This window comes from Stenotrophomonas sp. HITSZ_GD, assembly GCF_029543105.1.
In the GTDB taxonomy this organism is placed as follows: Bacteria; Pseudomonadota; Gammaproteobacteria; order Xanthomonadales; family Xanthomonadaceae; genus Stenotrophomonas_A.
In genome coordinates, this window is record NZ_JARQXB010000008.1 from 123,305 (window position 1) to 136,608 (window position 13,304).

The 13,304-nt window shown below is 71.4% G+C and carries 12 protein-coding genes and 1 riboswitch; all 12 genes read left to right on the forward strand.

Annotated elements, in window-relative coordinates:
• Nucleotides 1–7: 7 nt before the first annotated feature.
• Nucleotides 8–1,102: a bifunctional diaminohydroxyphosphoribosylaminopyrimidine deaminase/5-amino-6-(5-phosphoribosylamino)uracil reductase RibD gene (ribD, locus tag P6166_RS10105; protein WP_277764339.1), complete on the forward strand. Its 1,095-nt coding sequence runs from the start codon at nucleotides 8–10 to the stop codon at nucleotides 1,100–1,102.
• A gap of 115 nt (nucleotides 1,103–1,217) precedes the next feature.
• Nucleotides 1,218–1,367, forward strand: a riboswitch (FMN riboswitch).
• 129 nt (nucleotides 1,368–1,496) lie between these two features.
• A complete protein-coding gene (locus P6166_RS10110) occupies nucleotides 1,497–2,099 on the forward strand; it encodes a riboflavin synthase (protein WP_277764340.1) in 603 nt (200 codons plus the stop codon).
• Nucleotides 2,096–3,196, forward strand: a complete 1,101-nt coding sequence (gene ribB / locus P6166_RS10115; RefSeq protein ID WP_277764341.1) for a 3,4-dihydroxy-2-butanone-4-phosphate synthase — start codon at nucleotides 2,096–2,098, stop codon at nucleotides 3,194–3,196. The genes P6166_RS10110 and ribB overlap by 4 nt, the downstream gene beginning before the upstream one ends.
• Before the next feature lie 78 nt (nucleotides 3,197–3,274).
• Nucleotides 3,275–3,742 carry a 6,7-dimethyl-8-ribityllumazine synthase gene (ribH, locus tag P6166_RS10120; RefSeq protein ID WP_277764342.1) on the forward strand — a complete coding sequence of 156 codons (468 nt, stop codon included), beginning with the start codon at nucleotides 3,275–3,277 and terminating at the stop codon, nucleotides 3,740–3,742.
• The gene (gene nusB, locus P6166_RS10125; protein ID WP_277764343.1) at nucleotides 3,739–4,221 is read left to right on the forward strand and encodes a transcription antitermination factor NusB; all 483 of its coding nucleotides are present in this window, start codon (nucleotides 3,739–3,741) and stop codon (nucleotides 4,219–4,221) included. Before ribH ends, nusB begins: the two co-directional genes overlap by 4 nt.
• A 16-nt stretch (nucleotides 4,222–4,237) precedes the next feature.
• On the forward strand, nucleotides 4,238–5,209 hold the full coding sequence (gene thiL / locus P6166_RS10130; protein ID WP_277764344.1) for a thiamine-phosphate kinase: 972 nt from the start codon (nucleotides 4,238–4,240) through the stop codon (nucleotides 5,207–5,209).
• Nucleotides 5,210–5,338: 129 nt separating this feature from the next.
• Nucleotides 5,339–6,052, forward strand: coding sequence for a TorF family putative porin (locus tag P6166_RS10135; protein ID WP_277764345.1), 714 nt, complete (start codon nucleotides 5,339–5,341; stop codon nucleotides 6,050–6,052).
• Between the two features lie 11 nt (nucleotides 6,053–6,063).
• On the forward strand, nucleotides 6,064–6,156 hold the full coding sequence (locus tag P6166_RS10140; protein ID WP_277764346.1) for a potassium-transporting ATPase subunit F: 93 nt from the start codon (nucleotides 6,064–6,066) through the stop codon (nucleotides 6,154–6,156).
• A 10-nt stretch (nucleotides 6,157–6,166) separates the two neighbouring features.
• Nucleotides 6,167–7,912 (forward strand): potassium-transporting ATPase subunit KdpA, encoded by a 1,746-nt coding sequence (kdpA, locus tag P6166_RS10145; RefSeq protein ID WP_277764347.1) that lies wholly within the window; start codon nucleotides 6,167–6,169, stop codon nucleotides 7,910–7,912.
• Nucleotides 7,913–7,923: 11 nt separating this feature from the next.
• On the forward strand, nucleotides 7,924–9,972 hold the full coding sequence (gene kdpB / locus P6166_RS10150; RefSeq protein ID WP_277764348.1) for a potassium-transporting ATPase subunit KdpB: 2,049 nt from the start codon (nucleotides 7,924–7,926) through the stop codon (nucleotides 9,970–9,972).
• A gap of 10 nt (nucleotides 9,973–9,982) precedes the next feature.
• The gene (gene kdpC, locus P6166_RS10155; protein ID WP_277764349.1) at nucleotides 9,983–10,594 is read left to right on the forward strand and encodes a potassium-transporting ATPase subunit KdpC; all 612 of its coding nucleotides are present in this window, start codon (nucleotides 9,983–9,985) and stop codon (nucleotides 10,592–10,594) included.
• A gap of 46 nt (nucleotides 10,595–10,640) precedes the next feature.
• Nucleotides 10,641–13,304, forward strand: coding sequence for a sensor histidine kinase KdpD (locus tag P6166_RS10160; RefSeq protein WP_277764350.1), 2,664 nt, complete (start codon nucleotides 10,641–10,643; stop codon nucleotides 13,302–13,304).

Sequence of the window (13,304 nt, forward strand, 5' to 3'; positions counted from 1 at the left end):
CCTCCCGATGAGCGAATTCACCGCCCTGGACCACCTGCACATGGCGCAGGCCCTGCGCCTGGCCGAACGCGGTGCGTGGACCACGCGCCCGAACCCGATGGTGGGCTGCGTGATCGCCCACGGGCAGGAAATCGTCGGCGAGGGCTGGCACCAGCGTGCCGGCGGGCCGCATGCCGAGGTCTTTGCGTTGCGCCAGGCCGGTGCGCGCGCACGCGGCGCCACCGCCTACGTCACCCTGGAGCCGTGCGCCCACCACGGCCGCACGCCGCCCTGCGCGCTGGCGCTGATCGAAGCGGGGGTGGCGCGCGTGGTGGCGGCGATGGCCGATCCCTTCCCGCAGGTCAATGGCGGCGGGTTCGTACTGTTGCGCGAGGCCGGCATCGACGTGCGGCATGGCCTGATGGCCGCGCAGGCCCGCGAGCTCAACCACGGTTTCCTCTCGCGCATCGAACGCGGCCGGCCGTGGCTGCGGCTGAAGTACGGCATGAGCCTGGACGGCCGCACCGCGATGGCCGACGGGGAATCGAAATGGATCACGGGCCCGGCCGCCCGGGCCGACGTGCAGCGCTGGCGCGCCCGCGCCGGGGCAATCCTCACCGGCGCGGGCACGGTGGCCGCCGACGACCCTTCGCTCACCGTGCGGCTGGAAGGCGAGGCCGGCGAGTTCCTGCCGCCGCTGCGCGTCGTCCTGGATGCCCACCTGCGCACGCTGGGCCACGCCAAGGTGCGCGAAGGCCAGGCGCCCACCCTCTACCTGCACGCCGAAGGCGTCGCGCCGCCGACGCTGGCCGATGCCGAGTTCGCCGCCGTGCCCGCGCACGGTGGGCGGCTGGATCTGGAGGCGGTGCTCTCGCTGCTGGCCGCGCGCGGCATCAACGAAGTCCAGGTGGAAGCCGGCGCCGGCCTGGGCGGCGCGCTCTGGCGTGCCGGCCGGGTGGACGAACTGCTGCTGTACCAGGCGCCACAGCTGCTGGGCGATACCGCCCGCCCGCTGCTGGCCGGCCTGGGCATCGCGCGCATGGCCGATGCCGTGCACCTGGACCTGTGCGACGTGCGCCAGGTGGGCGCGGACCTGCGCCTGCTGCTGCGCCCGCGCGGCTGAGGCCCGAATGCCGGCCCTCAAGCCGGTTGTGGCCAAATGCAGCATTCCGCGCATGCAACCCGGGTCGCGCCGGGGCGTTTGCTAGAATGCCCGCGCCGGTTCGCCGGCAACCAATGAACGTCTTCAGGGCGGGGTGCGATTCCCCACCGGCGGTAGGTGCCCACCCGGCACGAGCCCGCGAGCGCTTCCGGCCACTGCTGGAAGGTCAGCAGATCCGGTCCGATGCCGGAGCCGACGGTGACAGTCCGGATGAAAGAAGACGGCCAGCGCGCGATCCGCCGGATCGTGCGTGCGCCTGTTTGCCTTGCGGCGTTTTTCGCTCACTTCATGCGGGAAACGACATGCACCACGTACAACTTCCTTCCTCGCAGGCCATCGGGCCGGAGGCGCGCTGATGTTCACCGGCATCATCGAAGGCGTCGGCCGCCTGGCCGAACGCGAGCCGCGCGGCGGCGACGTGCGCTTCAAGTTCGAGATCGGCGACCTGCCGTTCGACCACGTCCAGATGGGCGAGAGCATCGCCGTCAACGGCGTCTGCCTGACCGTGATCGCGCACGACGCGCGCAGTTTCCACGCCGATGCGTCCACCGAAACCCTCTCGCTCACCACGCTGGGCGAACTGCCGGTGGGCGCGGCGCTGAACCTGGAACGCGCCCTGCGCCCGACCGACCGGCTCGGCGGCCACTTGGTCAGCGGGCATGTCGATGGCCTGGGCCGTGTGCTGTCCGTGCACGAGGACGCGCGCGCCCAGCGCTGGCGCTTCGCCGCGCCGCCGGCGCTGCTGAAGTACATCGCCAAGAAAGGTTCGATTTGCGTGGACGGCGTCAGCCTGACCGTCAACGAGGTGGACGGCGAGGGCTTCGAGGTCGCGCTGATCCCGCACACGGTGGCGCACACGCGCTTTGCGCACACGCAGGTGGGCGATGCGGTGAACCTGGAGATCGACCTGGTCGCGCGCTACGTCGAACGCCTGCTTGGCGAACGGGGCGCGGCATGAACTTCGCCACCGTTCCCGAACTGCTGGAAGAAATCCGCGCCGGCCGCATGGTGGTCATCGTCGACGACGAGGATCGCGAGAACGAGGGCGACCTCATCATGGCGGCCGAGCTGGTCAAGCCGGCCGACATCAACTTCATGGTCACTCATGGCCGCGGCCTGGTGTGCCTGCCGCTCACCCGCGAGCGCGCCGGCCAGCTCGGCCTGGCGCCGATGGTGCGCGCCAATACCGCGCAGTTCCAGACCAACTTCACCGTCTCCATCGAGGCGGCCGAGGGCGTGACCACCGGCATCTCGGCCTACGACCGCGCCCACACCATCCGCACCGCGGTCAAGCCGGATGCGCGCCCGGAAGACCTGCACCAGCCCGGCCACATCTTCCCGCTGATCGCCCAGCCCGGCGGCGTGCTCACTCGCGCCGGCCACACCGAGGCGGGCGTGGACCTGGCCATGCTGGCCGGCTTGGAGCCGGCCGGCGTGCTGGTGGAGATTCTCAACCCCGACGGCAGCATGGCGCGCCGGCCGGAGCTGGAGGTTTTCGCGCGCGAGCACGGCCTGAAGATCGGCTCGATCGCCGACCTGATCGCCTACCGCCTGGCCACCGAGCACACCGTCGAGCGCGTGGACGAGCGCGAGATCGACACCGAGTTCGGCCCCTTCCGGCTGGTCACCTACCGCGACCGCATCGCCCACGACCTGCATTTCGCACTGGTACGCGGCACGCCTCACAAGGACACGCCCACGCTGGTGCGCGTGCAGGTGGAGAATCCGCTGGCCGACCTGCTGCATTGGCGGCGCGAGGATTTCGGCGTGGCCAGCACCGACGCGCTGCGCGCCATCGCCGCCGAGGGGCAGGGTGTGATGGTGGTGCTCTCGGCCCCGCGCGACGAGGCGTCGCTGCTCGCGCGCCTGCGCCAGGAGCCGGTGGTACGCCCGCCCGGCAAGGACAAGGACGTGGGCCAGTGGCGCCGCAACGGCGCCGGCGCGCAGATCCTGGCCGATCTCGGCCTGGGCCGCCTGCGCGTGCTCGGCAAGCCGCGCCGGCAGGTCGGCCTGGCCGGCTATGGCCTGGAAATCGTCGAGACGCTGGAGCCCTGAGCCCGCTTTCACGCAGGCGGCGCGGTCCCCGGGGCCGCGCCGCGTTAAACTGACCCACCTTTCGAGCCCCCGCAGCACATGAGCCACTACGAAGGCGACTTCCGCGCCCCCGAAAACGCGCGCTTCGCGATCATCGCCAGCCGCTGGAACGCCCGCATCACCGATGCGCTGGTCGCCGGCGCACGGCAGAGCCTGGCCGGCAACGGCATCGCCGAGGACGCCATCGACGTGGTGCGCGTGCCGGGCGCGTGGGAACTGCCGCTGGTCGCCGCGCGCCTGGCCGCCAGTGGCCGGCATGCGGCGATCATCGCGCTGGGCTGCGTGATCCGCGGCGATACCCGCCACTACGAACACGTCGCCGACCGGTGCGCCGAGGGCCTGATGCGCGTGCAGCTCGACCACCGCCTGCCGGTGCTCAACGGCGTGCTCGCCGTCGAGCGCGTGGAGGATGCCGAGGCGCGTGCCGGCGGCAGCCACGGCAACAAGGGTGAGGAGGCCGCGCTGGCGGCCCTGGAAATGATCAACCTGGTGGAGCAGCTGCCATGAACAAGTCCACCGGTTCCAAGCAGGGCGGCCACCGCCCGCCGCGCCGCGATGGTGTCGATCCGGTGCTGCGCTCGCGCGCGCGCCGCCGTGCCCTGCAGGCCATCTACGCTTGGCAGATTTCCGGCGGGCAGGCCAAGCAGGTCATCGCGCAGTTCGCCCACGAGCAGGCCCACGAGATCGCCGACCTGGCGTATTTCGAAGCGCTGGTGGAAGGCGTGCTGGCGCATCGTGCCGAGCTGGACGAAGCGCTGGTCGATTACCTGGACCGCAGCGTGGAAGAAGTGGACGCCATCGAGCGCGCCGTGCTGCGCCTGGCCGCCTACGAACTGCTCTACCGCCAGGACGTGCCGTACCGCGTGGTGATCAACGAGGCCATCGAGACCGCCAAGCGCTTCGGCTCCGAGCACGGGCACACCTACGTCAACGGCGTGCTCGACCGCGCCGCGCTGGCGTGGCGCAAGGTCGAATCGGGCGGCTGATCCCGCCCGCCGGCCGATGCCCGAATTCGCCCTGATCGACCGCCTGCGCCGCCACGTGCGCGGTCGCGAGGACGTGCCACTGGGCATCGGCGACGACGCGGCGCTACTGCAACCGCCGGCTGGCGAACAACTGGCCATCACCGCCGACACGCTCAACGTGGGCGTGCATTTCCCCGCCGAAACCGCGCCGGCCGATATCGGCTGGAAGACGCTGGCGGTGAACCTCTCCGACCTCGCCGCGATGGGCGCCCAGCCGCGCTGGTGCACCTTGTCGCTCTCGCTGCCGGAAGACGATGCGGCGTGGCTGGACGCCTTCGCCGAGGGCTTCTTCGCGCTGGCTGATGCGCACGCCGTCGTGCTGGTCGGCGGCGATACCACGCGCGGGCCGCTGTCGTTGTCGGTCACCGCCATCGGCAGCGTGCCGCCGGGCGCGGCGCTGCGCCGCGATGGCGCGCGCGAGGGCGACGACATCTGGGTCACCGGCACCCCGGGCGAAGCCGCCGCCGCGCTCGCGCTGTGGCAAGCGGGCCAGCTCGACGTGGCCGCGCCCGCCGCCGAGCCGTGGCGCGAGCACTTGCGCCAGCGCCTGTTGCGGCCCACGCCGCGGCTCGACGCAGGCCTGCGCCTGCGCGGGCTGGTACACGCCTGCGTGGACGTATCCGACGGCCTGCTCGCCGACCTCTGCCACGTGTGCGCGCGCAGCGGCGTGGGCGCGCGCCTGGCGCTTTCCTGCCTGCCGCCATCGCCCGCGTTGCACGCCAGCGGCGATGGCCGCGTGCGCGAATGGCAGCTGGCCGGTGGCGACGATTACGAACTGTGCTTCACCGCCGCGCCGGCCCACCGCGAGGCGGTGCAGCGCGCGCTGGAATTCGCCGGGCTGGAAGGCCACCGCATCGGCCACATCGTCAGCGGCCGCGACGTGCAGGTCTTGGATGCGGACGGCAGCCCCTGGCACCCGCCGCGCGCCGGCTACCAGCACTTCGGCTGAGCGGCCCCGGTTACGCCGAATTTACGCGCGCCCCCTCGGGCCGCCATAGCGACTTTACGCGGGCCACGCCCAGACTTTCGTGACTCGGCGGAATGGTTCCGCCCCCGCTCACCGAAAGGTCACCTTCCCATGTACTCCCCGCACCAAACGGCCCGCCGCCGGCACCTGCCGCGTGCCGCGCTGCTGCTGTGCCTGGGCGCCGCCGCGCCGCTGGCCAACGCCAACACCTTGTCCGGCAACCTCACCCTCACCAGCGATTACGTCTGGCGCGGCACCACCCAGACCCAGGGCGATTTCGCCGCGCAAGCCGGCCTCAAGTGGGCCGCCGACAACGGCCTGTACGCCTCGGCGTGGGGCTCTAACGTGGAGTTCGCGCCGCAGACGCACGCCAGCAGCGAACTGGACCTGGTGCTCGGCTGGGGCGGCAACGTGTCCGAAGACTGGGCGCTGGACGCCAACCTCACGCACTACCGCTATCCCGCCACCACGGTCGATCTGGACTGGACCGAGCTCAACGGCACGCTGACCTTCAAGCAGAATTACTGGCTGCAGCTGGGCTGGTCCAACGACGTGATGGCCAGCGACCAGACCGGCACCTACGCGCAGCTCGGCGCGCGCCTGCCGCTGGGCGAACGGGTCCGCCTGGAAGCGGCGCTGGGCCATTACTGGCTCGACGACGCCTACGGCGACAGCTACACCCACGGCCAGCTCGGCGTGGTGTGGGCCATCCGCGCGCCGCTGGAACTGCGCATCACCGCGCACGATACCGACCACGCCGCCGAACGCCTGTTCCCCGGCCTGGCCGGCTCGCGCGTGGAAGCGGCACTGCAAGCGTCCTTCTGAGGAGATGACCCATGCCTGCCTGGCTCGCTTTCGCATGTGGACTCGCGGTGATCGTCACCGCGGCCTACCTGCTGTACGTCGTGCTGCGTCCTGAAGACTTCTGAGGACGCCGCCATGACCGAGACTTTCTTGTTGTTCGCCGTCGCCATCGCGTTGGCCTGGCCGCTGGGCGTGTACCTGGCGCGGGTGATGCGCGGCGCGCCGATGCGCGGCGACGCGCTGTTCGGCCTGCTCGAAACACCGATCTACGCGCTGCTGGGCACGCGCCCGGAACGCGGCATGCGCTGGCGCGGCTACGCGCTGGCGTTCCTGGCCAGCAACATCGTCGTGGGGCTGCTGGTGTGGGGGGTGTTCATGACCCAGGCCGTGCTGCCGCTCAACCCCGACCAGGTGCCGAACCTGCGCTGGGACACCGCGCTGCACACCATGGTGTCGTTCCTCACCAACACCAACCAACAGCATTACGCCGGCCAGGCGCAGCTCTCCTACCTGGCGCAGATGACCGGCATCGTCGGGCTGCAGATGGTCACGCCGATGATGGGCCTGGCCTTGGCGGTGGCCACGCTGCGCGCGCTGATGGGCGGGCGCGGTGCGATGGCGCGCACCGGCACGCCGGAAGCGGTGCCGGCCACCGCGCCTGCCGCGCAGGGCGTGGATGTGGGCAACTACTGGGCCGATGTCGTGCGCCCGACAGTGCGCTTCCTGCTGCCGCTGTGCCTGGTGTGGACGCTGCTGCTGGCGTGGCAGGGCGTGCCCTCAACGCTGGCCGACGGCCCCACCGCCACGCCGATCGACGCGAGCGCCGGCCTGGATGCGCAGAAGATTCCCGTCGGCCCGGTCGCGGCGATGGTGGCGATCAAGCAACTCGGCTCCAACGGCGGCGGCTGGTATGGCCCCAACAGCGCCATGCCGCTGGAAAACCCGACTCCGCTGTCCAACTTCATCGAGATGCTCGGCATCGTGCTCATCCCGATGAGCGTGGTGATCATGGTGGGCGCGTTCACCGGCCGCCGGCGCTTCACCGCGTTGATCTTCGGCAGCATGCTGCTGATGTCGGCGCTGTCCACCGGCGCGTCGCTCTGGTCCGAAAGCCATTCGGCCAGCGCCGCCAGCGCCGCGCTGATGGAGGGCAAGGAAGTGCGCTTCGGCGCGGACGATTCGGCGCTGTGGTCTGCGATCACCACGCAGGTGAACAACGGCTCGGTCAATGCCATGCACGATTCGCTGGCGCCGCTCACCGGTGGCGTGGCGATGGTCAACATGCTGGTCAACGCGATCTGGGGCGGCGTGGGATGCGGCCTGCAGCAGTTCATCGTCTACCTGCTGCTGAGCGTGTTCCTGGCGGGGCTGATGACCGGCCGCACGCCCGAACTGTTCGGGCGCAAGATCGAAGCCGGCGAAGTGCGGCTGCTGGCGCTGCTGATCCTGCTGCAGCCGCTGGTGTTGCTCGGCTTCACCGCGGTGACGCTGGCGCTGCCGCAGTTCACCGGCAACTCCAATCCCGGCTTCCATGGCATCAGCCAGGTGTTCTACGAGTTCACCTCGGCGTTCGCCAACAACGGTTCCGGCTTCGAAGGCCTGGGCGATGCCACCTATTGGTGGAACCTGACCTGCGCGCTGGTGCTGGCGCTGGGGCGCTACCCGGCCCTGATCGTGCCGCTCGTCGTCGCCGCGCGCATGGCGGGCAAGCGCCAGGCGCCCGAATCCGGCGGCAGCCTGCGCATCGAAACGCCCACCTTCGCCCTGACCCTGGTCGCCGTCGTGCTCGTCCTCACCGTGCTGCAGTTCATGCCGGCGCTGGTGCTGGGGCCGATCGCCGAACACCTGTCGATGGCCGGCCTGACCCCGGCCGCGTCCTGAAGAGAATCCCCATGCGTACCGTTCCCTCGATCGAAAAGCGCCAGCGCACCGAGGTCGCGCTGTTCGACGCCGCCACCCTGCGTGCGGCCCTGCGCGATGCATTCGTCAAGCTCTCCCCACGCCACCTGTGGCACAGCCCGGTGATGGCGGTGGTGATGGTCGGCACGCTGCTGTCGGCGCTGATCACCGCCACCGGCCACGCGCCGTCCGGCTTCGGCTGGACGGTGACGGCCATCCTGTTCGTCACCGTGCTGTTCGGCAATTTCGCCGAAGCCGTGGCCGAAGCCCGTGGCCGCGGCCAGGCCGCCTCGCTGCGCCGCGCGCGCAAGGACCTGGTCGCGCGCCGCGTCGCCGACGAAAACGGCGGCCGCGAAACCCGCGTGCCCGCCGCCGAGCTGCGGCCGGGCGACCACGTGATCGTCTCCGAAGGCGAGTTCATTCCCGCCGACGGCGAGATCGTGCGCGGCCTGGCCACCATCAACGAAGCGGCCGTCACCGGCGAATCGGCGCCGGTGCTGCGCGAGGCCGGCACCGACCGCAGCGGCGTCATCGGCGGCACGCGCGTGCTCTCCGACGAGATCGTCTTCAAGGTCACCGCCGAGCCCGGCCACAGCTTCCTGGACCGCATGATCGCGCTGGTCGAAGGGGCGAACCGGCAGAAGACCCCGAACGAGATCGCACTGACGCTGTTGCTGGCGGCGATGACGCTCACGTTCCTGATCGTGGTCGCCACGCTGCCGGCCATGGCCGCCTTCGTCGGGGTGAAGCTCGATCCGCTGCTGCTCATCGCGCTGCTGGTCTGCCTGATCCCCACCACCATCGGCGGGCTGCTGCCGGCCATCGGCATCGCCGGCATGAACCGCGCGCTGGCGGCCAACGTGCTGGCCAAGTCGGGCAAGGCGGTGGAAGTGGCCGGCGACGTGGACGTGCTGCTGCTCGACAAGACCGGCACCATCACCCACGGCGACCGGCAGGCCACCGCGTTCCATCCGCTGGCCGGCATCGACCGCGCGCAGCTGCGCGATGCGGCCATGCTCGCCTCGCTCGCCGACCCGACGCCGGAAGGCAAGTCCATCGTGCGCCTGGCGCGCGAGCAGGGGGCGGCCGCGGTCGAACCGGCGAACGCGCACTTCATTGCGTTCACCGCGCAGACCCGCATGTCCGGCGTGGACGTGGACGGCCGGCACATCCGCAAGGGGGCCGGCGATTCCATCGGTGCGTGGGTGCAGGGCAACGGCGGCCTCGTCAGCCCCGAACTGGCCGGGCGCATCGAGGAAGTCGCGCGCGGCGGCGCCACGCCGCTGGTGGTGGCCGAAGGCCGGCATGCGCTGGGCGTGGTCGAGCTCTCCGACGTGGTCAAGCACGGCATCAAAGAAAAATTCGCCCGCCTGCGCGCGATGGGCATCAAGACGGTGATGATCACCGGCGACAACCCGCTCACCGCCGCGGCCATCGCCGCCGAGGCCGGCGTGGACGACTACATCGCCCAGGCCCGCCCGGAGGACAAGCTCGCGCGCATCCGCGCCGAGCAGGCCGGCGGCTGGCTGGTGGCGATGGTCGGCGACGGCACCAACGACGCCCCGGCGCTGGCGCAGGCCGACGTGGGCCTGGCGATGAATTCCGGCACGCAGGCGGCCAAGGAGGCCGGCAACATGGTCGACCTGGACAGCGACCCGGCCAAGCTGCTGGCGGTGGTGGAAGTGGGCAAGCAACAGCTGATCACCCGCGGCGCGCTGACCACCTTCTCGCTCGCCAACGACGTGTCCAAGTACTTCGCCATCCTGCCGGCGCTGTTCGCCGCGGCGATTCCCTCGATGGCCGCGCTCAACGTCATGCAGCTGTCGAGCCCGCGCAACGCGGTGCTGGCCGCGCTGGTGTTCAACGCCGTCATCATCCCGGCGCTGATCCCGCTGGCGTTGCGTGGCGTGCGCTTCCGGCCCGCCGGCGCGACGACCCTGTTGCGCCGGAACATGCTCGTCTACGGCGTGGGCGGCGTGCTGCTGCCCTTCGCCGGCATCAAGCTGATCGACATGGCCATCGCGGCCGCGGCCGGCATCTGAGGATTCCATCATGCAGAACGTCACTTCCCAACCGCACATCGCCGCGACCGGCGTGCACGACGGCGGCGCCTGGCGCGGCGCCTTGGCGCTGGCACTCGTCACCCTGGTCGGCTTCGGCTTCGCCTATTCGGTGGCCGCCACGCTGCTGGCCGGTGCGGCATTCCCGGCGCAGGCGGGCGGTTCGCTGATCCACGACGGCGAGCGCGTCGTGGGCTCGGCGCTGGTCGCCCAGCCTTTCAGCGATGCACGTTATTTCCAGCCGCGTCCCTCCGCCGCCAAGTACGACCCGATGTCGGCGGCCGGCAGCAACCAGGCGCGCTCCAACCCGGATCTGGTCAAGCGCCTCGACGAAACGCGCGCGGCGATCGCCCGGCGCGACGGCATCGACCCGGCGCAGGTGCCCTCGGACCTGCTGACGCAGTCCGGCAGCGGCCTGGACCCGGATATCAGCCCGGCGGCTGCGGCATTGCAGGTGCGTCGCGTCGCGGCCGCCCGCGGCCTGGCCGAAGCGCGCGTGGCCGCGCTACTGCGCCAGCACGTGCAGCCGCGCCAGTACGGCGTGTTCGGCCAGCCGCGGGTGAACGTCCTGCAGCTCAACCTGGCGCTGGACCGGTTGCGATGAATGCACCGCTCGCCGGCAGCATCGGGGCTGGTCCACAATCGCCGCCATGAGCGACGCGCGCACCCAACAGGCCGACGCCCTGATCGGCGAGCTGCAACGGGAACACGGGGGGCGGCTCACCGTGTTCCTCGGCGCCGCGCCGGGTGTGGGCAAGACCTACGCGATGCTGTCGCGGGCGCGCGAGCGCCTGCGACAGGGCGTGGACGTGGTGGCCGGCATCGTCGAGACGCATGGCCGCAGCGAGACCGCCGCGCTGCTCGACGGCCTGCCGGTGCTGCCGCGCCAGCGCATCGAGTACCGCGGCCGCACGCTGGAGGAGCTGGACCTGGACGCGCTGCTCGCGCGCCGCCCGCAACTGGCGCTCGTCGACGAGCTGGCGCACCGCAACGCGCCCAGCAGCCGCCACGAGCGGCGCTGGCAGGACGTGATCGAACTGCTCGACGCCGGCATCGACGTCTACACCACGATCAACATCCAGCACCTGGAAAGCCTCAACGACGTGGTGCTGCGCATCACCGGCGTGCGCGTGTCCGAAACCGTGCCCGACGCGGTGTTCGACCGCCTGCGCGACATCGTGCTGGTGGACCTGCCGCCGCGCGAACTCATCGAGCGCCTGCAGCAGGGCAAGGTCTACCTGCCCGAGCAGGCCACGCAGGCCTTGCAGGCATTCTTCTCGCCGTCCAACCTGGCGGCGCTGCGCGAGCTGGCGATGCAGACCGCCGCCGACCGCGTGGACAGCGACCTGCGCGACGCGCAGACCGCGCGCGGGTTGCCGGGCACCGCCGCGCTGCGCCGCCGCGTGGTGGTGGCCATCGACGGCCGCGGCAGTTCGGATTATCTGGTGCGCGTGGCGCGCCGGCTGTCCGAGCGGCGCGATGCGCCCTGGACGGTGGTGACGGTGCAGCCGCGCACGGTGATGGACGCCGCCTGGCAGCTGGAGGTGGACCGCGCGTTCGCGCTCGCCCGCCGGCTGGGCGGCGATACCGCGTTGCTGCACGGGAGCAACATCGCCGACGCGCTGCTGGATTTCGCCGCGCAGAGCGGCACCTCGACCCTCGTGCTGGGCCGCACCCGCGAGCGCCCGCTGGCGCGCATGTTCAATCGCACGCTCACCCAGCGCCTGTTGCAACGCGGCGCCCACTACGAACTGGTGATCGTCAGCTCGGCCGATGCGCGCGCGCGTTCGCGCCGGCAATCGCGCCAGCCGATGCGCTGGCTGCGCCGCTACGACCTGGCCTATGCGCTGGTCACCGCCGCCGCCGCCGTCGGCGTGGCCTGGCTGCTGCAGCGCTGGACCGATATCGACGACCTGTCGATGGTGTTCATCGTCGCGGTGGTGCTGGTGGCCTCGCGCACCCGCATGGTCGCCGCCGTGCTGGCCGCGCTGCTGAGCTTCCTGGCGTACAACTTCTTCTTCATCGAGCCGCGCTTCACCTTCAACATCAGTGCCCGGCAGGGCGTGGTGACGGTGATCCTGTTCCTGATCGCCGCGCTGGTCGCCGGCCGCCTCGCCTCGCGCCTGCGCGCGCAGGTGCTGGCGTTGCGCGCGGCCAACACGCATGCCAACGCGCTGCAGGCGCTGGGCCGCCAGCTGAGCACGGCCGCCGACCTGGGCGAAGTGGTGGAGGCCGGCCGCCGCGCGCTGGCCACCGCGCTGGGCGTGGATGCGTGGCTACGCCTGGAGCAGCGCGAGAGCGAAGGCGCGGTCGTCTTGTCCGCGCTGGACCGCAGCGCCGCCGACTGGACGCAACGCCACGGCCAGCCGGCCGGTCGCTTCACCGACACGCTGGCCGGCGCGGACTGGTGGTGTCTGCCGGTGCAGCACGAGCGCGGCACGCTGGGCGTGGTCGCGCTGCGGTTCGACCCCTCGGTGCAGCGACCGGCGCTGGAGCAGCGGCGGTTGGCCGAGGCGATGGTCGACGACATCGGCCAGGCCGCCTTGCGCACGCGGCTGGTGGCGGACCTGCAGAGCGCGCGCGTGAGCGGGGAAACCGAACGCCTGCGCTCGGCGCTGCTCTCGTCGGTGTCGCACGACCTGCGCTCGCCGCTGGCCTCGATGATCGGCTCGGCTTCCAGCCTGGCCAGTTACGGCGAGGCGATGGACGCGCAGGACCGCCGCAGCCTGCTGGACACCATCCAGCTCGAGGGCGAGCGGCTGGATCGCTACATCCAGAACCTGCTCGACATGACGCGCCTGGGGCACGCGGGCCTGAGCCTCAACCGCGACTGGATCGGCGTGGACGAGTTGATCGGCTCGGCCGCCCGGCGCCTGCAGCGCTACCAGCCCGAGGTGAGGCTGGACCTGCATATCGCCGCGGACCTGGCGCCGATCTGGGTGCATCCGGCGCTGGTGGAGCAGGCGATCTTCAACGTGCTGGAGAACGCGGCGAAGTTCTCCCCGCCCGGCGAGCCCGTGCGGGTGACGGCGGCCTTGCACGATGGCGCGCTGCGCATCGACATCGGCGACCGCGGCCCCGGCATCCCGGAAGAAGAGCGCGCGCGCATCTTCGACATGTTCTACAGCGTGGAGCGCGGCGACCGCGGGCACCATGGCACGGGCCTGGGGTTGACCATCTGCCAGGGCATGATCGGCGCGCACGGCGGCAGCGTGGAGGCGTTGGCCGGCGCCGATGGCCGCGGCACCACCATCCGCATTACCCTGCCGCTGCTGGAACCGCCGCCCCGGCCGGCCCGGCCCCCCGCAGACTGA

Excerpts from the sequence above, each read along its gene's own strand:
- thiL (WP_277764344.1), top strand. The coding sequence starts at position 4,238 with ATGCCCGAATTCGCCCTGATCGACCGCCTGCGCCGCCACGTGCGCGGT.
- P6166_RS10160 (WP_277764350.1), top strand. The coding sequence starts at position 10,641 with ATGAGCGACGCGCGCACCCAACAGGCCGACGCCCTGATCGGCGAGCTG.
- kdpC (WP_277764349.1), top strand. The coding sequence starts at position 9,983 with ATGCAGAACGTCACTTCCCAACCGCACATCGCCGCGACCGGCGTGCAC.
- P6166_RS10110 (WP_277764340.1), top strand. The coding sequence starts at position 1,497 with ATGTTCACCGGCATCATCGAAGGCGTCGGCCGCCTGGCCGAACGCGAG.
- nusB (WP_277764343.1), top strand. The coding sequence starts at position 3,739 with ATGAACAAGTCCACCGGTTCCAAGCAGGGCGGCCACCGCCCGCCGCGC.
- kdpA (WP_277764347.1), top strand. The coding sequence starts at position 6,167 with ATGACCGAGACTTTCTTGTTGTTCGCCGTCGCCATCGCGTTGGCCTGG.
- ribB (WP_277764341.1), top strand. The coding sequence starts at position 2,096 with ATGAACTTCGCCACCGTTCCCGAACTGCTGGAAGAAATCCGCGCCGGC.
- ribH (WP_277764342.1), top strand. The coding sequence starts at position 3,275 with ATGAGCCACTACGAAGGCGACTTCCGCGCCCCCGAAAACGCGCGCTTC.
- P6166_RS10135 (WP_277764345.1), top strand. The coding sequence starts at position 5,339 with ATGTACTCCCCGCACCAAACGGCCCGCCGCCGGCACCTGCCGCGTGCC.
- kdpB (WP_277764348.1), top strand. The coding sequence starts at position 7,924 with ATGCGTACCGTTCCCTCGATCGAAAAGCGCCAGCGCACCGAGGTCGCG.
- P6166_RS10140 (WP_277764346.1), top strand. The coding sequence starts at position 6,064 with ATGCCTGCCTGGCTCGCTTTCGCATGTGGACTCGCGGTGATCGTCACC.
- ribD (WP_277764339.1), top strand. The coding sequence starts at position 8 with ATGAGCGAATTCACCGCCCTGGACCACCTGCACATGGCGCAGGCCCTG.